General features: G+C 54.1%; 17 protein-coding genes. 9 read left to right on the plus strand and 8 right to left on the minus strand.

All coding sequences use genetic code 11. The features are described from left to right. Positions 1 to 346 precede the first annotated feature (346 nt). The 4 genes from MIB40_RS17485 to MIB40_RS17500 all read right to left on the minus strand — a co-directional run bounded on the left by MIB40_RS17485 (position 347) and on the right by MIB40_RS17500 (position 4,441). Positions 347 to 1,024, minus strand: coding sequence for a Crp/Fnr family transcriptional regulator (locus MIB40_RS17485; protein WP_249696788.1), 678 nt, complete (start codon positions 1,022 to 1,024; stop codon positions 347 to 349). A gap of 3 nt (positions 1,025 to 1,027) precedes the next feature. Then, a complete protein-coding gene (locus MIB40_RS17490) occupies positions 1,028 to 1,843 on the minus strand; it encodes a tetratricopeptide repeat protein (protein ID WP_249696789.1) in 816 nt (271 codons plus the stop codon). 187 nt (positions 1,844 to 2,030) lie between these two features. Then, positions 2,031 to 3,827 (minus strand): GspE/PulE family protein, encoded by a 1,797-nt coding sequence (locus MIB40_RS17495; protein ID WP_249696790.1) that lies wholly within the window; start codon positions 3,825 to 3,827, stop codon positions 2,031 to 2,033. Continuing rightward, the gene (locus MIB40_RS17500) at positions 3,824 to 4,441 is read right to left on the minus strand and encodes a CYTH domain-containing protein (protein ID WP_249696791.1); all 618 of its coding nucleotides are present in this window, start codon (positions 4,439 to 4,441) and stop codon (positions 3,824 to 3,826) included. The genes MIB40_RS17495 and MIB40_RS17500 overlap by 4 nt, the downstream gene beginning before the upstream one ends. 203 nt (positions 4,442 to 4,644) lie before the next feature. Here MIB40_RS17500 and MIB40_RS17505 point away from each other — a divergent pair, with 203 nt between their 5' ends. From MIB40_RS17505 to argA, 4 genes are all read left to right on the plus strand, one after another. Next, on the plus strand, positions 4,645 to 5,325 hold the full coding sequence (locus MIB40_RS17505; protein WP_249696792.1) for a TIGR00153 family protein: 681 nt from the start codon (positions 4,645 to 4,647) through the stop codon (positions 5,323 to 5,325). Positions 5,326 to 5,344: 19 nt separating this feature from the next. Further along, positions 5,345 to 6,622, plus strand: coding sequence for an inorganic phosphate transporter (locus MIB40_RS17510; protein WP_249696793.1), 1,278 nt, complete (start codon positions 5,345 to 5,347; stop codon positions 6,620 to 6,622). A gap of 155 nt (positions 6,623 to 6,777) precedes the next feature. Further along, positions 6,778 to 7,947, plus strand: coding sequence for an acetylornithine deacetylase (gene argE / locus MIB40_RS17515; RefSeq protein ID WP_249696794.1), 1,170 nt, complete (start codon positions 6,778 to 6,780; stop codon positions 7,945 to 7,947). Positions 7,948 to 7,990: 43 nt separating this feature from the next. Then, positions 7,991 to 9,298, plus strand: a complete 1,308-nt coding sequence (argA, locus tag MIB40_RS17520; RefSeq protein ID WP_249696795.1) for an amino-acid N-acetyltransferase — start codon at positions 7,991 to 7,993, stop codon at positions 9,296 to 9,298. A gap of 63 nt (positions 9,299 to 9,361) precedes the next feature. Here the strand turns inward: argA and MIB40_RS17525 are convergent, their stop codons facing one another. Further along, positions 9,362 to 11,623, minus strand: a complete 2,262-nt coding sequence (locus MIB40_RS17525; protein WP_249696796.1) for a tRNA(Met) cytidine acetyltransferase TmcA — start codon at positions 11,621 to 11,623, stop codon at positions 9,362 to 9,364. Positions 11,624 to 11,719: 96 nt separating this feature from the next. Between MIB40_RS17525 and ilvD the strand changes: the two genes are divergently transcribed. Next, positions 11,720 to 13,570 (plus strand): dihydroxy-acid dehydratase, encoded by a 1,851-nt coding sequence (ilvD, locus tag MIB40_RS17530; protein WP_249696797.1) that lies wholly within the window; start codon positions 11,720 to 11,722, stop codon positions 13,568 to 13,570. Positions 13,571 to 13,649: 79 nt separating this feature from the next. Here the strand turns inward: ilvD and MIB40_RS17535 are convergent, their stop codons facing one another. Further along, complete coding sequence (locus MIB40_RS17535; RefSeq protein WP_249696798.1) at positions 13,650 to 14,270, minus strand: LysE/ArgO family amino acid transporter; 621 nt, start codon at positions 14,268 to 14,270, stop codon at positions 13,650 to 13,652. Positions 14,271 to 14,375: 105 nt separating this feature from the next. Between MIB40_RS17535 and MIB40_RS17540 the strand changes: the two genes are divergently transcribed. Next, positions 14,376 to 15,281, plus strand: coding sequence for a LysR family transcriptional regulator ArgP (locus MIB40_RS17540; RefSeq protein ID WP_249696799.1), 906 nt, complete (start codon positions 14,376 to 14,378; stop codon positions 15,279 to 15,281). Positions 15,282 to 15,301: 20 nt separating this feature from the next. Here MIB40_RS17540 and MIB40_RS17545 read toward each other — a convergent pair whose 3' ends face one another. Further along, positions 15,302 to 15,808 (minus strand): dihydrofolate reductase, encoded by a 507-nt coding sequence (locus MIB40_RS17545; protein ID WP_249696800.1) that lies wholly within the window; start codon positions 15,806 to 15,808, stop codon positions 15,302 to 15,304. A gap of 135 nt (positions 15,809 to 15,943) precedes the next feature. Here MIB40_RS17545 and MIB40_RS17550 point away from each other — a divergent pair, with 135 nt between their 5' ends. The 3 genes from MIB40_RS17550 to MIB40_RS17560 all read left to right on the plus strand — a co-directional run bounded on the left by MIB40_RS17550 (position 15,944) and on the right by MIB40_RS17560 (position 18,701). After that, positions 15,944 to 16,813, plus strand: a complete 870-nt coding sequence (locus MIB40_RS17550) for an OmpA family protein (protein WP_249696801.1) — start codon at positions 15,944 to 15,946, stop codon at positions 16,811 to 16,813. Positions 16,814 to 16,931: 118 nt separating this feature from the next. Next, positions 16,932 to 17,957 (plus strand): asparaginase, encoded by a 1,026-nt coding sequence (ansA, locus tag MIB40_RS17555; RefSeq protein ID WP_249696802.1) that lies wholly within the window; start codon positions 16,932 to 16,934, stop codon positions 17,955 to 17,957. Between the two features lie 66 nt (positions 17,958 to 18,023). Continuing rightward, positions 18,024 to 18,701 carry a hypothetical protein gene (locus MIB40_RS17560; protein WP_249696803.1) on the plus strand — a complete coding sequence of 226 codons (678 nt, stop codon included), beginning with the start codon at positions 18,024 to 18,026 and terminating at the stop codon, positions 18,699 to 18,701. A 574-nt stretch (positions 18,702 to 19,275) separates the two neighbouring features. Here MIB40_RS17560 and MIB40_RS17565 read toward each other — a convergent pair. Next, the gene (locus MIB40_RS17565; RefSeq protein ID WP_249696804.1) at positions 19,276 to 20,043 is read right to left on the minus strand and encodes a hypothetical protein; all 768 of its coding nucleotides are present in this window, start codon (positions 20,041 to 20,043) and stop codon (positions 19,276 to 19,278) included. Between the last annotated feature and the right edge of the window lie 109 nt (positions 20,044 to 20,152).

Consider the following 20,152-nt stretch of genomic DNA (forward strand, 5'->3'; position numbering starts at 1 on the left):
TGGTTTTTATCAAGGCGAAGCTCACCGTTCATGTCGAGACCTGGACAAGGGCTTCAACACCGAGAAAAACCATTTTTAGGACCGCCCTACGGGGCCTTCGGGCGAATCCAGCCTCTTTGTTACGCATTTTTGAAAGGTCTCGACCTTACTGCAAAGGCGCGTCGCGATTCTGAATTCGCCTGAAAGCCAGAGTTCATCTGAATTAATCAGAGGTGCCCTTAGCCAGTTATCTGTTCAGTTAGCAGCATAGGGATTTCAATGAATTACCTCAGTGACTTTCTCACACTAAAAGACTGTTTATCGATTGTAAGATGACAGCACGATAAATATTAGTTCTGGGAACCGATCAGTTCGACAAAAGCTCTTCGATGCGTAACTCAAGTCCTTTGGCATCAATCACATCAATTTTTCCACGCCCCAGCGCCAACCACCCTCTGGACTCAAACTCTTTAAGATGGCGACTGACCACTTCGCGAGCCGTACCCAGCTCCTCAGCAAGTTCCTGGTGGGTTGCAAACAAGGTCGAATCTGAACACCTGATCAAATAGCGCGCCAGGCGAACATCGATACGATCAAAGGCTATCTGCTGCACCAAAGCAATCAAACGAGATAAACGCTCACTATATGTAGTAAACACAAAATCTCGTAAAGCTTCCGACTGCGCTATCGCACGCTCGAAGGTTTTCGCAGGAATAGCAATGGCTTTGATCGACGTTTCACTGACACCTTCGGCAGGGTAAGGCGACTTGGCAAAGAGACAGGAAGTAGTTAGCACGCAGGAGCCGCCTCTACCAATATGATAAAGGACAATTTCCCGCCCCTGCTCGGAACGGGCAAACACCTTCACAGAGCCCTGGATCAGGACCAGATAGTTTTCACAAGTATCCCCCTGGCGAAACAGGGTTGTGTGAGCAGGCATTTCAACGACAGCAGCCTCGTTAAGTACACTTGCGGCCACCGCGTCTTCCAACAGGGGAGCCAACGCAGGAATCGCCGCTACCAAACGAGGCTCAAATGCCATCATCGCTTAACCCTGCAAATGTTTAATCAGAGCGGTAATACTTTTCGCCAATTCGGCTGCAGCTTTATCATCCCGACGAATTTCCAACCAGAGTTTTCCACTGACAGGATGGGTCACTTCACAGCGATTCTTACTGCGATCGCAGCGAGCTTCGATGTAGGGATTCACACCAAATACGCTTAGTTTGTTGTTGCTGTACTGATAACCACCGTCACCGGCACGACGCAACGTAACCAGCAACTCTCCACGCTGAGGTACGGAAAGCTGATAGAGATGATCATCGGTCTTATCCAGATTGAGCACTTGGCTATCACGCAAGACAAAGTTCCTCAACAAACCGTTGGCGTGCAGCAACAACGCTTCTTGCTCTGAATCGGTCAGATACAGTTCTTTAAGTTGCTCAATCCAGGCATTTCTATCGGATGTTGAGACATCAATGACTGAGGCTTTATCGGGTTGCGGTTCGGTGAGAGGTTTTATCTCAGCCTCTTCAATCAGCGTTAACAGCTCCAGGGAATCGCGATAATACTCACCATCCTTGCTGGTCTGCTGCAGATATTTTTCCAACGTCTCTTTTGCCAACTGCAGCTTGCCATTGTGATGCAGCACTTCACCGTAGACGAAGTAAAACTCTGGTGGAGGCGTTAATTGCAAGGCTACCGCCCGCTGCAAATAGCGCTCTGCCTCACGAAAGTTCCCCAGCCTGACATGTCGCTGTGCGGCCAACAGATAACGGTCCATCTCCATTTCCGGGGATAAGGCTTGTACCGGCATTACCGGCATCATGCTGAATAGCACGAGCAATAAGGTCCGTTTAATCATCCGCAGCTCCTTCGTCTTGACCATACGACTGTATCAGTGACCGGTTGGTAGCACGATTCAATAGTACTCACTGTTGTATCAATCTGTCTGGCATCGGTTCTCATCATTATATCGGCAATGATCAATGCATCGCCAAATCTCGCTGATTATTATGATCAGGTGTCTTTAATTCCTGACTATAAGACCATTATAGCCCGGGAGATGAACCTTTCTCTCGTTCTTGCTCCGGTGTCACCCGTAGCACCTCGGCAACGGTGGTTAATCCCTGAGCCACCTTTTGTGCGCCACTGAGTCGCAGGCTCTTCATGCCTTCCCTGAACGCTTGTCGGCGTAAGGCCACCAAATCACAGCGCTCATCCACTAAATCTTTCAAATTATCCACTAGCGGCATAATTTCATAGACACCCGCTCGACCACGATAACCGGTATGGCGGCATTCATCGCACCCGACAGGCTCAAAAACCTCTTTCGGCGCCGCCAGTTTCCAGGGCCGAGTCAGACTTTTCCAGACAGATTCATCAACTTCGCCGGCTTCCTTGCACAGAGGACACAGCGTTCGCACCAGTCGCTGCGCCATCACTCCGTTAATCGTAGATTTGACCATATAGGGCGGTATACCCAGCTCCAGCAAACGACTGACCGCCGAGGGGGCGTCGTTTGTGTGCAGAGTGGAGATCACCAGGTGTCCGGTCAAAGCCGCCTGCATGGCCATCTCGGCGGTTTCCAGATCACGAATCTCACCGATCATGATGATATCCGGGTCTTGTCGCATCAGCGCCCGTACGCCACTGGCAAAGTCGAGCCCGATCGAGTGATGCACCTGCATCTGGTTGAACGCCGGCTCCACCATTTCTATCGGGTCTTCAATCGAACAGACGTTCACCTCGGGGGTCGCCAGTGCCTTCAGTGAAGAATACAGTGTTGTGGTTTTGCCCGAACCGGTGGGTCCGGTGACCAGCACAATACCATTGGGCTGATTGATCATGCCTTGCCAGCGGGCGTTATCATCACGCCCCAGGCCCAATTCAGAAAAGCTCTTAAGCAGCACATCCGGGTCGAAAACCCGCATTACCATTTTTTCACCAAACGCGGTCGGCAGGGTCGACAGCCGCAATTCGACTTCATTGCCCTCGAGGCTTTTGGTTTTCAGGCGCCCATCCTGGGGTTTGCGTTTTTCCGCCACATTCATGCGGCCAAGAATTTTAATGCGGCTGGTCACTGCCGCATTCACTCGAGCAGGGAACTCATAAACATTATGCAATACACCATCGATCCGGAAACGTACCTTACCCTGATCGCGCCGGGGCTCAATATGGATATCACTGGCCCGCTGCTCAAAGGCATACTGCAGTAACCAGTCAACGATATTCACAATATGCTGATCGTTGGCATCCGGTGCTTGTATGTTGCCAAGCTCGAGCAACTGCTCAAAATTGCCCAGCGTACGACCATGGCCACCGTCCTCACCTACTGCATGACTGACCGAATTGGACAGTTTAAAAAACTCGGCTGAATAACGTCGAATATCTGAGGGGTTGGCAACCACCCGCTTGATATCCCGGCGCAACACATGGCGTAAGTTCTCTTCCCAGGCGCGGACAAAGGGCTGGGCACTGGCGATGGTGACGGTTTCATCATCCATTTCCAGAGCCAGAATCTGATGCCGCTCGGCAAACGCCTGGGACATCAACGGCATCACTTTTTGCACTTCCACTTTAAGCGGATCTATATGATAGAGCGTCTGTCCCGACCAGTCGGCTAGCCACTGGCTCAGGTACTCCAGATCCATCAGGCGATTACTGCCATCGTGGCGCTGGAAATTGTGGCCGGCAATATATTCCAGCGGGTGCAAGCTGGTCTGATTAGCGGCCCGGGGCCGGGCCAGTACCTCATCGGCCTGATCAGGCGTCAGCAGGTTTTTCTGCAACAACTGCCGCACCACAGATTGCAGGTCGAGGGATTGCTCAGCAACCGGAAGGTTCATACCGATAGCCCCATCAAGCGATAGCCCCGTTGTGCTTTACTGATATCGCTCGGGGTCAGGGAAATCGTTTGGACCAGTAGATCAGCGACCTCTTGCAATGCCTCTTCCTTACCTCCCTTAAGCTCCAACTCCAGCTCGCAAATAGGAAGCTGTTGTCCCGCCGCCATCACCTGCCCTTGATCCAGAGCCACTTCAATCGTGCCATGGACATCCCCGGTCCATTCCAGCAGCCAGCATTCACGCTCAAAATCGGTGTTAAAACAGGGCAATAGATTGGCCTTGATGCGTTCATCGAGAGGCCAATGTTGCTCATCGAGCAGCTCCAGGTCGAGCTGTTCGCTTTCCAGTGGCCACTCCCATTCTTGCCTTCGGCTGAGCCCGGCGCTACGTTCGCCGCTGGTTTTCAGGGTCTGAATATAGCCGGACTCGTGATGTCGTACTCGCAATGCAACCCGATTGGCGCGCAAATCAAACTGGGGAGTATCGTAATAGCAGTTCAACAGCCGTTGCCGGCCCTGATAGCAGGCCGCATCACCAGAGAACAGAGTGTGGGTACGCACGAGCTCACATTGATCCGGCGGCAATAACAACTTCAGTTCCGTTTCCAACGCCATGCTTTTGTTTTCCTTGAAAATCCAGCCTAAAACCACCTGGGTAAGGGTACTTGCGCTATCTTTGGGATACCAGTAAAAAAGCCGCAAAACCACAACTGGCGTTCTGCAAATGACAGCCTATGTCGCTGTCTCGCTATATTTGCACTGGCCACCCATTGATCAGATTCGTATACTTGCGCCCACTTTGCACAGGGACCTTTACTATGGCTGCTAATTCACCCTTTTCCAGAATGTTTGGACGCTCTCCGATCGGACCGATCCAGGAGCACATCAGCAAGGCACACGAATGCGCCGAACAGCTATTACCCTTCATCGATGCTGCCATGGCGGGGAATTGGGATGAAGCCAAGCGAATGCAGGGCATTATCTCCGCTTACGAAGAGGAAGCGGACCGACTGAAGAAAAACGTTCGCCTGTCTCTGCCCAAGAGCCTGTTCCTGCCAGTACCCCGCAATGACCTGCTAGATATCGTTACCGTGCAAGACAAAGTGGCCAACCGCGCCAAGGATATCGCCGGCCTGATGCTGGGTCGTCAAATGATGATTCCCGCTCCGTTGCAAGGCGCCTTCCGCCGTTACCTGGAGCGCTCCATCGAAACCTCTGCACAGGCGGTAAAAGCCATTCACGAACTGGACGAACTGTTGGAGACCGGCTTTCGCGGCCGTGAAGTCAATGTCGTCGAAAGCATGATCGATGAACTCGACAAGATTGAAGGCGATACCGACGACCTCCAGGTCGCCATTCGTCGCGCGCTGTTTAAGATGGAGCAGGAGCTACCGCCGGTAGATGTTATGTTCCTGTACCGCATCATTGACTGGGTGGGTGATCTTGCCGATCGCGCCTCTCGTGTTGGATCACGCCTGCAGCTCCTGCTGGCTCGTTAACGAATTCGAGTAACAGACTATGACTATTATTGCTGAACACGCCACTCTTCTGTTGGCGATGGCCTGCGTTTTTGGCTTTTTTATGGCTTGGGGTGTGGGTGCCAACGATGTCGCCAATGCCATGGGGACTTCCGTCGGCTCCAAAGCTCTGACCGTTAAACAAGCGATCGTAATCGCCATCATTTTCGAGTTCGCCGGCGCCTTTCTGGCCGGTGGTGAAGTGACCGCAACCATACGCAAAGGCATCATAGACCCCTCGTTACTGACGGACACGCCTGAGCTGCTGGTCTACGGTATGCTCGCCTCACTGCTTTCGGCGGGTATCTGGTTGCTGGTCGCCACTCACTTCGGCTGGCCTGTCTCAACCACCCACTCTATCGTGGGCGCCATCGTGGGCTTTGCCGCGGTTGGTATCTCTATGGAAGCGGTCGCCTGGGGCAAGGTCGGTACCATCGCCGCCAGCTGGATTGTGTCCCCCATGCTGGCTGGCACCATCGGCTATTTCGTCTTTATGAGTGTGCAGAAGCTGGTGCTTAACACCAAGAACCCTTTCGACGCCGCTCAGCGTTACGTGCCCATGTATATTTTCCTGGTGGCCTTCCTGATCAGTATGGTGACTCTGGTCAAGGGGCTTAAGCACATTGCGGCCTTCAAAGCACTGCAACTGAGCTTCCTGCAGGACATGATGATCTCGGCCGGGGTAGCTGCCGTAGCAACCCTGATTGGCATCTCCATGCTGCGCAAGATCAAACTCGATCCCAGCGAAAATGTTGATTTCAACTTCACCAGTGTGGAGAAGCTGTTTGGCGTACTGATGATGTTCACGGCTTGCGCTATGGCTTTTGCCCACGGTTCCAACGATGTCGCCAATGCCGTTGGCCCATTGGCGGCGGTATCCAGTGTGGTCGCCTCCGGCGGCGTGATCGGCGCCAAGAGCGCCATGCCGAGCTGGGTACTACTGCTCGGCGGTGGCGGTATCGTGGCCGGTTTGGTTATGTACGGCCATAAGGTCATCGCCACCGTGGGTACCAACATCACCGAACTCACTCCAAGCCGTGGTTTTGCCGCAACGCTGGCAGCTGCCGCGACCGTCGTACTGGCTTCCGGTACCGGCTTGCCGATCTCCACCACCCACACCTTGGTGGGTGCTGTGTTAGGTGTTGGTATTGCACGAGGCATCGGCGCCCTTAACTTGCGCGTCATCGGTACCATCTTTATGTCCTGGGTGGTGACCTTACCGGCAGGTGCCGGTCTGGCTATTCTGTTCTTCTTCACCTTCAAGGGTATGTTCTCCTGATACCCTGGCCAGCGCAGCATGACTGCGCTGGCCAGCCCATTTCCAAGACAGTTAAAACACTTGATCTGATCACTTCGCTGGTCTGGGCAAGCTTGCTTATGGCACACTGAATCGAACCAGCCGCTTCCTGGCGATCGAGCTTACAGGTGCCCAGAATGCCCACCGTTAAATCCCCTTCCCTGATCTCCTTGCTGTCTCGAGTGATCGAGCTGCCGTCTATCAGCTGCACCAATCCTCAAATCGATCAAAGCAACCGTGCGGTGATTGATCAGCTCGCCCAGTGGCTGGAACCCCTCGGCTTCATCATCGAGATCCAACCGCTTCCCGATCAACCGCATAAGGCGAATCTGATTGCGACCCTCGGCAGTGGACCCGGAGGGCTCGTGCTGGCAGGCCATACCGACACAGTACCCTGCGATGAATCTCTCTGGAACAGTGATCCGTTTCGCCTCAACGAACGCGACCAGCGCTTATACGGTCTCGGCGTATGCGATATGAAGGGCTTCTTTCCATTGATCATCGAGGCCCTGCGCGAAATACCTCTTGATAAGCTCAAACAGCCACTGATCATTCTGGCGACAGCCGATGAAGAATCTTCCATGGCCGGCGCAAGAGCCCTGGCCGATGCCGGCAAACCCGAAGCCCGCTTTGCCCTGATCGGTGAACCCACCGGCATGCGGCCGGTGCATATGCACAAGGGCATTATGATGGAGCGCATTCATATACAGGGGCAGGCCGGTCATTCCAGCGATCCCTCGCTGGGCCGAAACGCAGCCGAAAGTATGCAGCGAGTGATGGCAGAACTGCTGCAATTTCGCAGTGAGATGCAACAGCAATACCGCAACGAGCTGTTCAAGGTACCGGTGCCCACGCTGAATTTGGGCTGCCTGCACGGTGGCGATAATCCCAACCGTATCTGCGGCCAGTGCTCGCTGGAATATGACCTTCGGCCTCTGCCTGGCATGAAGCCTGATGAGCTGCGCGAGATGATCCGCCAGCGCCTGCAACCGATTGCCCTCGCCGACCAGGTGGAGATTCGGGTTGAGCCCATATTCGACAGCATCTCACCTTTCGCCACCGATGCCTCATCCGAACTGGTCACCGCTTGCGAACAGCTGACCGGATACTCGGCGGAAACCGTGGCCTTTGCCACCGAAGCGCCGTTTTTCTCCGCCATGGGCATGGACACTCTGGTGTTGGGCCCCGGCGACATTGATCAGGCGCACCAGCCCGACGAATTTCTCGCCCTGGAGCGGATTCCTCCCATGCTGGAACTACTGCGTTCTCTGATCCGCCGCTTCTGTCTGCAAGCGGGACAGGTATAATGCTTGGCAATAACAACTCAATAATGCGAGCAGGAACGTCAGCGTGAAGATTTCCAGCGCCGAATACGTCAATTTTTTCCGCCACTCATCGCCCTACATCAACACCCACAGGGGCAGCACATTCGTCATCCAGTTGGGGGGCGCGACCCTGGCCGATGAGGGCTTCGATAACATCATCCATGATATTGCCCTGCTGAACAGCCTGGGGGTGCGACTGGTGCTGGTGTTTGGCGCTCGCCCCCAGATTGAACAACGAGTCAATGAGCGGGGCATCCACTGTGAGTTTCACGATGACCTGCGACTGACCAGTAAGGAGGTGCTGGATTCCGTGAAGGATGCCGTCGGTAGCCTGCGCATTCGCATTGAGGCGCTGCTGTCGATGGGGCTCGCCAACTCCCCCATGCACGGCGCCCGCATTCGTGTGGTATCGGGTAATTTCGTCACCGCCAAACCGCTTGGCGTAGTCGATGGTATCGATTTCCAGCAAACCGGAGAAGTACGCCGCGTCGACCACGAAGCCATCTCCCAGCTGCTGGATGATGGCTACGTGGTTCTGCTCTCCTGCCTCGGTTCTTCGCCGACCGGTGAAGTCTTTAACCTGCCTGTCGAGCAGGTGGCTACAGCAACAGCAGCCGCATTGAAAGCCGAGAAATTGATTCTCTATGGCTCAAGCGATGGTATTTGCAATACCAGCAACGAGCTGCAACGCCAGATGCGAATTCACCAGGCCCGCACCTTACTCCATGATATCGAGGGCGAACCGCGCCGGCTATTACGCGCCGCGCTGGATGCCTGCGCCAGCGGTGTGAGTCGTAGTCATATTATCGGTCATGGTACCGATGGCGCCCTGTTGCAAGAACTCTTTACCCGCGACGGCGCAGGCACCCTGGTGGCCAAAGAGGGTTACGAGGAGATTCGCCAGGCCAACATCGAAGACGTGGTCGGCATACTGGAATTGATTCAACCATTGGAAGAACAAGGGGTTCTGGTTCGTCGTTCACGCAAACAGCTCGAACGGGAAATCGACCTGTTCACCGTGGTGGAGCGGGACGGCATGATCATTGGCTGTGCCTCGCTACACCCCTTTACCGATGCCCGCCGCGCCGAACTTGCCTGCGTTGCGATCCATCCCGATTATCGTAAGAGTAATCGCGGTGACCTGTTGCTGGAAAATGCCGAAGAGTTCGCCCGAGGCAAGGGCATCGAGCACCTGTTTGTGCTCACCACCCGCACCGCCCACTGGTTTATCGAACGAGGCTTCCGCGAGATCCACGTAGAACAATTACCCGAGGCAAAAAAAGAACTCTATAACCTGCAACGCAACTCGAAGGTGTTTGAGAAACAGCTGTGAGTTCTCGGCCTCGAACATAAGACTCAGTGCAACTTGTTCGATGCACTGGTAGTTTATGCTGGGCTAATTACGAACAGCTGAGCGAAACTCATAAAAGCGCTCAGGCAACAGAAGATCCAGCTGTCTGGAATAAAGCATTCGTAAACGCTGTTGTAGCTGGCGACGCCCTTCTCCGGGATACAACGCCGCCAGACTTTTCCAGCTCTGTTGTTGCAACACCTTACCGAATAGCAGCTGTTCTTCACGGGCTTCCATCGGAACCAGCCGGGACCGTTCGAGCCAGCCTTCAAGTGCCTGGCGCAAGGGTACGGAGCAGGTTTCGTACAACCGGTTCCCCTCGGCAAAACTGATCAAATCCAGCCAATAATGATCCAGCTCATCCGCTGCAGTCACTTCCGTATCAGTACTGGAGAGTAATAACGACACCAGATCCGCATCGAGCTCGCCATAATGTTCACCCAACTGCTGTGGAAATTCCCGGGCAAAGCGGCGTCGGGACTGCTCGATCAATTGCTGACCGGCATCGCTTAATCCCTTACCCACCATCACCGAATAGGTCCCGCTGCTGGCGTCACGGCTGATACCCAGCCTTAGCGGCTTCAAGCCGGCCCGCAACCAGAACGGCAACAACTGCGCCGTGACGCCAAAACTCGAGCCCAGATAATCACACCCAAGAGCCCGAGCGTGGCTCTCTAACTCCGCCAATAATCGGCTACCATGGCCTTGCCCCTGACACTGAGGGTGAACCGCAATACGCACCACCCGCGCACAATGCCGTAGCGGTGCTTGCAACAGACCACCATGGGCTGCCAGGGACTGAGGCAACAGATGTCCGCGTGGCCGGCGGCGCCCCAACCAGATATCACGTGACAAAGGCTCATCAAAACCACCTTCTAACGCCAATAACGCGGCGCCAAGAATCTCCGCGCCCTGTCTTAACAAAAGAATCTTCAGATTGGGGCCATCCAGCAGGTGACGCAAATCGGACGGGCTGGTGCGGTAATGCGCCATCACCAATAAGCCAAATAGCTGTCGTAACATTTCCGGGCTGGCAATCAGTTCCGCTTGACTGACCAGTTCGACCTTCAGGCTTGAAGCATCCCGGGATGTCGCATGCAGTTCATAGTCCGCATTCAGTAGCAAAGCCTCAAAACACCAGTTCTCAACCGGATCCTGCGCGGCCCAACGAATCGGCTGCTCTAATGTGATCGCCTGCCAATCGGGGGTACGCTGTTGTAATACTTTCTGAAAGCGCAGTGCGAAGCCTCTGCCTGAGCCTTCGTAACCATGAATGGTGGTCGCGAAAACGATGCGCGGGTACTGATCAAGCATGGCTTCGAGTAGCGGGGAGGGTATCGCGGCCGCTTCATCCACCAGCAACAGATCTCCGCTCGGGCACTGATGCAACAATTCATCGGGGGCAAAAAAACGGATTTCACGACCTTGCCATTCTATATCACCAGTCTGCCCCTCGAGCCTCAGGTGACGGCGAGCCCCGATAAACAAGGACTGGGCGGATGTTCGTCTGGGCGCACATACCAATATGGTCTGTTTACCGGCGCACAGCAGGTTCGCCGCGGCAATCCCCAGCGCTGTCGATTTGCCGCGGCCCCGGTCGGACCGCACGACCAAAGGCCGATGACGGTGACCCAGGGCGACCCGCTCAATCATTGTCACCGCCTGCAGCTGATCATCGGTTCGGCAGCCACTGTCATCTTCCCGCCAGGGTGACGGAGCAATACGCTCCACAGGTGATACAGCAGGTAGCGGCTTTTTTTCTTCCACCAACATCAGGTGTGGATCCCGCATAATCGATTGACTCAGCCAACGCAAGAATTGCCCACGTACCTGTGCTGCCGGCACCGGCCACACGGCCAGGCGTTGATAATCCGGATCGGGGAAATCGGGCCACTGGGTCAGGGGAGGCGTCAGCAACAGCAGCAAGCCGCCACCTTTTACCGCCCCGCATGCAGCGCCCAGAGCGTCGGGGTGTAAACCGGTGTGGGCATCGAAAACCAAATGATCGCACTCCGCACCCAGTAGTGCCTGGTGTTTGCCCGGCTGGATCACCTTCAGCTTGGAGGACAACTGCAGGTCATCATCACAAGCTGTCACCCAGCACACCGAGGTGTTGTCCTTGCGCTGCACCGCTCGATTTACCCAGGCTTCAGCACTGGTATGCGCCCAGTCGTGACTCCCTGACAACACCAGCAAGCGGCGTTGTTGGGTTGAGCGGGCCTGCTCAGCCAGTTCGTCACAACGCAAAAGTAATTCCGCTTCGGTCATCGATAGCCTTTGTGGGTAGAGGGGAAGATCGACCCACATTCTACACCAGCTGGTTCGGTATCGCGGTTTTCCGGCCCTGCGCATCCTGCTATTCTAGGCGGCCATAAAAATGATCTGTATCGCCCAGGAGTCATCATGCCGGATTACCGTTCCAAGACATCCACCCACGGCCGTAATATGGCCGGTGCCCGCGCCCTTTGGCGCGCCACTGGCGTCAAGGGAGAGGACTTCGGCAAACCCATCATTGCGGTAGTCAATTCCTTCACCCAGTTCGTTCCCGGCCATGTTCACCTGAAAGACCTGGGGCAACTGGTTGCCCGAGAAATTGAGGCCGCCGGCGGTATTGCCAAAGAATTTAACACCATCGCCGTTGATGATGGCATCGCCATGGGCCACGACGGCATGCTCTACTCCCTGCCGTCCCGGGAAGTGATTGCCGATTCGGTAGAATACATGGCCAACGCCCACTGCGCCGATGCCCTGGTGTGCATCTCCAACTGCGATAAGATTACCCCCGGGATGCTGATGGCATCCTTGCGCCTGAACATCCCCACGGTGTTCGTTTCCGGTGGCCCGATGGAAGCAGGTAAAACCAAACTCGCGGGCGATGTGGTCAAACTCGATCTGGTCGACGCCATGGTTGCTGCCGTGGATCCCAACGTCAGCGATGAAGAGGCCGCCGAATATGAGCGCAGCGCTTGTCCGACCTGTGGCTCCTGCTCCGGTATGTTTACCGCCAACTCGATGAACTGCCTGACTGAGGCCCTGGGTCTGTCCCTGCCTGGTAACGGCAGCATGCTCGCGACTCATGCTGACCGTGAACAGCTGTTCCTCGAGGCGGGGCGCCGCATTGTCGATATCACCAAGCGTTACTACGAAGGTGACGATGCCAGCGTGCTGCCGCGCAGTATCGCCAGCTACAAGGCGTTCGAGAATGCGATGACGCTGGATATCGCCATGGGCGGTTCCACCAATACCATTTTGCACCTGCTGGCGGCGGCCCAGGAAGCCGAGCTGGATTTCGGCCTCGCCGAGATCGATGGCCTCTCGCGCAAGGTACCCCAGCTGTGCAAGGTAGCCCCCAATACGCCCCTGTATCACATGGAAGACGTGCACCGTGCCGGCGGCATTATGTCGATCCTGGGCGAACTGGATCGCGCTGGCTTGTTGCATACCGACATTCCAACCGTACACAGCGCGACTATGAAAGACGCCCTCGACCAGTGGGATATTATTCGCACCGATGACGCCAAAACCCACCAATGGTTTAGCGCCGGACCCGCAGGCATTCCAACCCAACAGGCCTTTAGTCAGGATTGCCGCTGGGATTCCCTCGATAGTGATCGTGCCAATGGTTGTATCCGTAATATTGAACATGCGTACTCCCTGGAAGGTGGCCTGGCGGTTCTGCGCGGTAATATTGCCGAGGACGGCTGCGTGGTAAAAACCGCTGGCGTCGACGAGAGCATTCTTGTATTCGAAGGCCGTGCCCGCATTTTCGAAAGCCAGGACGCCGCCGTTAGCGGTATTCTGGGTGACCAGGTGGAGGCCGGCGATGTCGTCGTTATCCGCTACGAAGGCCCCAAGGGCGGCCCGGGTATGCAGGAGATGCTGTATCCGACCAGTTACCTGAAATCCAAAGGTCTGGGCAAGGTCTGTGCACTGCTGACCGACGGCCGTTTCTCCGGCGGTACCTCAGGCCTGTCGATTGGCCACGTTTCCCCGGAAGCGGCTTCCGGCGGCGCCATTGGCCTGGTCGAAGAGGGCGACAGCATTCTGATTGATATCCCGGCTCGCACCATCAACCTGCAGATCAGCGATGAAGAGATGGCTAACCGCCGCGCTGCCATGGACGCCAAAGGCCGTGATGGCTGGAAACCCACCCAGCCTCGCGAACGTAAGGTCAGCACGGCCCTGAAAGCCTACGCGGCACTGGCCACCAGCGCCGACCGCGGCGGGGTGCGCGATCTAAGCCAACTGGATTAATCCTTCCGCTGGCATCCAATGGATGCCATACAAAAAGGGCGCCTCAGGCGCCCTTTTTTGCTTCTGAAACAATAACGCGTTAGAGGCCCGCGACCTCTAACCCCTTGAGTGCCAGCTTGATGGATAAGAACCACATCAAAAGCCATACTCCCCCATCAACCAGTTTCCACACCAGAGGACGATCCAGCCAGGGTGCCAACTTGGCCGCCCCCAGTCCCAGACTATAGAACCAGAGTATGGATGCACACATGGCCCCCAGGGCAAAATAGAGTCGATCTCCGGCCGGATACTGGCCACCGATAGATCCCAGAACGACCACCGTATCCAGATACACATGCGGGTTGAGCAGGGTTACGGCCAAGGCGCCTAGCAGCACCGATTTAAGGCTGGTCCACTGCATACTGGCTTCACGCATATGGTGAGGCTGCATGGCGCTGCGCAGCGATAACCAACCATACCAGGCCAGAAACAGGGCGCCTCCCCAGCACGCCGCCTGAATCAACAGCGGGTTACTGGAGATCAGGGTGCCAACCCCCATCACCCCCAGAAAGACCAGCACAATATCGCAAAAGGCACAGAGGGTGGCGACCCAGAAAGGAAATCGCCGACGCATACCACTGGTCAGAACGTAGGTGTTCTGGGCACCAATGGGAATGATCATACTGGCTCCCAGCCCCAATCCAGTCAGGTATGCGCTCATAGTAGTAGCTCCATTAATAGCATCGCAAAGTCAGTGGCCCTGTAGAGTAGAGGTGATGCATGATAGATTAAAACTAATAATCCTAATGAACTATTAATATAACTTATGCTCGATTACAAACTGGTGGAGGCGGTTGCCGCCGTCTTGCAATACGGTGGTTTCGAAAAAGCCGCACTGCACCTCAACATTACCCAGTCGGCTATTTCCCAGCGGGTACGCTTGCTTGAAGAGCGCATGTCCTGTCCGCTGCTGATCCGCTCCACACCGCCCTCGGCTACCGAAGCCGGCCTGCGCTTGTTGCAGCATTATCAGCAGGTGCACACCCTGGAATTGAGTCTGGTCGATGAACTGACCCCGGATGCCGGCTCGCTGTTCAAGACTCTCTCCATCGGGGTCAATTCCGACAGTCTGGCCACCTGGTTACTGAGCAGTGTTGAAGCCCTGTGTCTTCAACAACAACTGTTGCTGGACGTGCAATGCGAGGACGAGCAGATCAGCCTGGATATGCTAAGGCAAGGCGGAGTAATCGGTTGCATCAGCTCCAGTCCGGAGGCCATTCAGGGATGCCGGGTAGAGGCTCTGGGAAGAATGTCCTATATCACGGTGGCTACCCCCGAATATATCCAGCGCCACTTTCCAGATGGGGTTGATGCAAAGAGCCTGCGCAGCGCACCCACAGTCACCTTCAGTATCCATGACCGCCTGCAGGATCGGTATCTGCAGCAGTATTTTTCTTTACCGCCCGGCGACTACCCCAGCCACCAATTGCCCTCCACCCAGGCATTTCTGGATGCCGCCTTACTGGGCATGGCCTACAGTCTGGTGCCACGAATACAGGCTGCGGAGCCGTTGCAAAAAGGCCTGCTAAAGGAACTGGCTCCTGGATACGAAGTTCACAGCGACCTCTATTGGCACTACTGGAATATTCGCAGTCCATTACTCGAACAGTTCAGCCAGGCACTACTGCAACAGGCTGCGAAACAACTCGTCCCGATCGACACAGCCCCCTGAGAGAACACAATACTGCCCTGCTACTGAACCCGATCCAGTACCTGATAGCTGTATTTCAGCGGCGGTTCATCCTCGCTGAAATGATCCTCTCGCTGCGACTCGGACCAGCAGGTTTGATCCAGTTCGGGAAACCAGGCATCGCCCTCAAAGCTTTGATAGACCCTTGTCAGGTAGAGGCGATCGGCCCGTTCCATGGCCAGTCGATAGATCTGCTCGCCACCAATGATCATCATCTCGTCCAGGCCATTAATGAGACCGACCTCTTCCGCAAGAGAGAGCGCCGCATCAAGGCTATGGACAACTTTCACGCCCTCAGGCTGGTAATTTGAATCCCTTGTGATAACAATGTTAGTTCTGCCCGGTAGCGGCTTGCGTAGGGAATCAAAGGTTTTACGCCCCATAATAATGGGCTTGCCCATGGTGACCGCCTTGAAATAACGCAGATCTCCCGGCAGATACCAGGGCAGTTTATTATCGATACCGATAGCGCCGTTCTCGGCTACCGCCGCGATCATCGCAATACGCATGTTGTCTCCAGAGCCACGAAAAACTGGCGGCAGCATAACCAGCAAAATTGAGGCGCGCAAGAGAGCACAGTCGACAAAAATTGATCTAGACTTACACACTTAATTTATTCACAAAAATAGAAAAGGGATTTCATTATGGATGTTTTGCGATCCAGCAAGTTTTTTCTCACGGCCTTGGCCCTGTTTCTTCTCGGAGGTTGTGCCACCAGTGGCCCCTGGTATGACGACTGGCGCAACTGTGCTATGGCCGGAGCCGCGGCCGGGGGCGCCATCGCCGGCGCAGCGGATGACAGCGACGCCGCCATTGGTGGTGCCGTAGGCGGTGCCATTATCGGCGGTCTGATTTGTGCTGCTACCGATCAATCACCCGCCGACAGTGACGGTGACGGAGTACCGGATGAGCAGGATCAATGCCCTGCGACACCACTGGGAGCCAAAGTTGATGCCGTGGGTTGTGAACTGGACAGCGATGGTGATGGTGTTGTTGATCGTCTCGACCAATGCCCCAATACCCCACGCGGTACCAAAGTCGATAAACGAGGATGCCCCTTACCAGTAGCTGCCGTTGTGATGGACAGCGACAAGGACGGTGTTCCCGACGACCGCGATTTCTGTCCCGATAGTGAGCCAGGTGTTACCGTCAACGAAATTGGTTGTGACTCCACCCGCCCAACACTGCTGCGCGGAGTCAATTTTGAAACCAATTCGGCCAACCTCACGGGTAATTCTGACGACATACTCAACGACGCCGCCGATCGTCTGAAGCTCTACCCCGACGTAAAGATCGAGATCGTGGGTCATACCGACAGCCGTGGCGCTGAGGCTTATAACAAAGACCTGTCCATGCGCCGGGCCAAGTCCGTCCAGGACTACCTGATCAGTAAAGGTGTTAAGCCATCCAACCTGAAATCAATCGGCCTCGGAGAAGAGTATCCTCTGGTGAGCAATGACACTGCCGATGGCAGACGTCAGAATCGACGGGTTGAGATTCGGGTTATTCAATAATCCCTGACCGGCCGGGGCAAATACCCGGCTACCCGTCATCACTAAAACGGCATCTTCGGGTGCCGTTTTTTATTGTCTACAGTTACACTGTGCCGACTGAACCAGCCTGGAACCTCGTGTGAAGAAACGCATCTACATCGCCTATACCGGCGGCACCATCGGCATGCATCGCTCTCCCAATGGCTATGTCTTAAAACCTGGTTTCGCTCGCCTGATCGAGGACAAAATCCCTCCTCGCCTTTCTGGCGAAATGCCTGACTACGATCTGCACGAATACCCCACCCCCATCGACAGCAGCAACATTGTGCCGGCCGACTGGCTAAGGGTGGCCCGAGACATTGTCGATCGCTATCAGGATTACGATGGTTTTGTCGTGCTGCACGGTACGGACACCATGGCCTATACCGCCTCCGCGCTCAGCTTTATGCTTCAGGGGCTCGATAAGCCGGTTATTGTGACCGGCTCGCAGATACCGCTGAGCGAAGTGCGCAACGACGCCCAGGATAATCTGGTCACAGCGATCGAGCTGGCCTGTGACTTCCATATTCCCGAGGTGTGCCTCTATTTTAACGGCCGCCTGCTACGGGGCAACCGCAGCCTGAAAGTCAAAACCACCGGTTTCGACGCCTTCGACAGCCCCAACTTCCCCTGGTTGGCGCAAATTGGCATTCACATCGAACTGAATCATCGGGTCTTGTTACCACACCCACCGGCCACCCAATTTGAACTGCCTGACAGCTACGCCACTCATCAGGTCGTCCCCCTGCAACTGTTTCCCGGCATTTCAGCCGACCTGATCGATTCCATCACCCAACAATCCTGCCGTGGTTTGATCCTGAGAACTTACGGCGTCGGTAATGCCCCCGACAATGACCCGGCGTTACTGGATGCGCTGTCCCGGGCTAATAAACGAGGTATTATCATTCTTAACCTGAGCCAATGCTTGCAAGGTGGCGTGCATCAAGGCAGTTATGCCACCGGCTCGGCGCTGGCTAACGCGGGGGTTATCAGTGGTGGTGATATGACTCTTGAAGCGGCCTTCACAAAGCTGCACCACCTGTTTAGTTGCGGGCTGGACGAAGACAAAATTCGCCAGAAGATCCAGAGTAACCTGTGCGGTGAACTGAGCGATATCGAGACCTGATTCCAACTTTTCAGGCCATTTGAACAAGGGTGTTGAGTTTTTCTACGCGCGCTTTATGCTGTCAGCATGTTACGGAAAACTCTCTTTGGCTGGATGGCCATGCTGCTCTTGGCCGGTTGCACCTCGGATCAACAGTTCCGACCGGAAAACCTTGCCAAGCGCGATCTCGACTTTGTCACCGACACCCATATCCAGCAACTGGATACCTTGCTCAAGTCCCTGATGAAAAAGCTCTACCTGCGCAACCCGAGAGAGCTGAGCAAGACAGCCGACGCCACCATCGAAAGCCGTATCGACCTTATTTTTTCCCTCCCTCCACCGTTAATCTTTGATGAGCTCGGCGGCAAGGAATCCATCGATGCGATGCTGCTTGGACTTGACCCGGAGTATCAGGGTGATCGGGTGTTTGCCGTGATGGTGGGTCTGGCAGGCATGCTGGATCAAGCCTACGACAATAAAGAGGAATTTTTTATTCTCGATACCCTGGATCAACAAAAGCTCTATAACAGCGCCCGCAACCTCGAAGTGCTGGCCTGGCGACTGAAAACCCGAGTGGATACCAATGGTACGCTCTTGCTATTAACCAACCATCTCGACCCGGCGGATCCCAACCTGAGCTTTGAGCGACTGTTCGGTAAAATGATCGCCCTGCAGGACAATCTTGCGATGATTGTATCGCAACGCAATGGCCGCACCATCAACTTGATATTACACGGTTTGGCGACCAGCTTTTTGGCGATTTAAGCGAACACCCTCTTAAATAACACCCTGCAAAGCTAACGCCGCAAGTAAAGGCGAGCGCTTGCACGAGTCCAGTAGCACGAAGTGCTACGATTTTGACTTGCCTTGTTAATGGTTTTTACTAGCATGGCGTAAAATTGGGTGGCAAACCATTGAGCCAATTCGTTTTCTCGTGAGATACCCCATTCTGAAACGCCAATATTTCTTCCTGCGTTAGCCATATACCGTGTGGGTCAACGCCAAAGTTCATACCGTTTATAAATTTGGCCGAATCAACAATACCTTCAAAGTCCCTTCGAAAAAGTAGATCATATGAGACTATATCCGTCATAGAGATTAGGTCGGAATTATCATATGAAGCACCGGCTTGAACTAAATCAAAGTATCGTCGTCCACTCGAAGACTGACAAATAGCTACGGTGTACTTTTTATTTTCATCTACTTCGTAGTTTTTCCACATTGTCGTACCATTAACGCCCGTATTTGCGGCTTGGGTGAACTGGCGACTTTTTTGTCGCGCAGCGCGAAGAAGGTGACAGCTTGCCCAAGTACTGCAAGATGCGCTTGTTAAATGCGCCTAGCACGGTGCTACCGAGAATGCTGAGCCCAAAGCATTGGCGATACCGTTTATTACCTCGGTTGTTACTCGCGCTTTATTTAGGGCGATATCTATTAATACACCAAATATAATCGAGATATACGCCAAATAGCCAAACCCCATATAATCGTTGTACAAAATGGTATAAAACCAATCTTGGCCATATATGTAAATTGCCGAGGATATTATTGTGGCTAAAACCAGAAGCAATCCGGGCAAGAACAAATGTGCCATAGCTCGTGGTTTTGCGAAAGACACCACTAGGAGAATAAAGAACATTGTAAAATTTGACCCAAGAAATATCCGCAGATCGAATTTCAGGTTACCAACTATTTCGATGTATTTTCCTTTAATTAGATCACCCAGTGTATCTTGAGCAATTTTTATGCTCTTGAGCCGATCCAAGTATCCCGACGTAATCGACTGAGCCAATGCTTTTTTCTTTTCACAATCATAGCCACACATAGAGGCAATGACACTTGCAATTTTCTCTGGCAGGTTGTTTTCTAAATCCTCTTGTATGTTCTCAGATTCTAATCCAAGGCTTTCTGCGATACTGAGTGCTTTATTCGCAATGCTAGAATCTACTATAAATTGCTGCTTTTCTCTCACTTCCTTCTCTATTTGGTATTTAACGAATCCTTTAGCTGACTCTTCAATAACCTCAGGTGATGCAAAGGTGACAGAGAACAGAATGCCGAAAATTAGTATTCCGAATATTCCGATTGATCTTAGTGTAATACTCATAGCTTCCTTAGCATTGGTCTTACCCACGAAAAGTAGACACAGATTATGCGTATAAACGCTCATATTCAGCAGGGCTCACATAGCCTATTGCTGAGTGCCTTCTTATTCG

The sequence above is a fragment of the Aestuariirhabdus haliotis genome (assembly GCF_023509475.1).
Classification (GTDB): domain Bacteria; phylum Pseudomonadota; class Gammaproteobacteria; order Pseudomonadales; family Aestuariirhabdaceae; genus Aestuariirhabdus; species Aestuariirhabdus haliotis.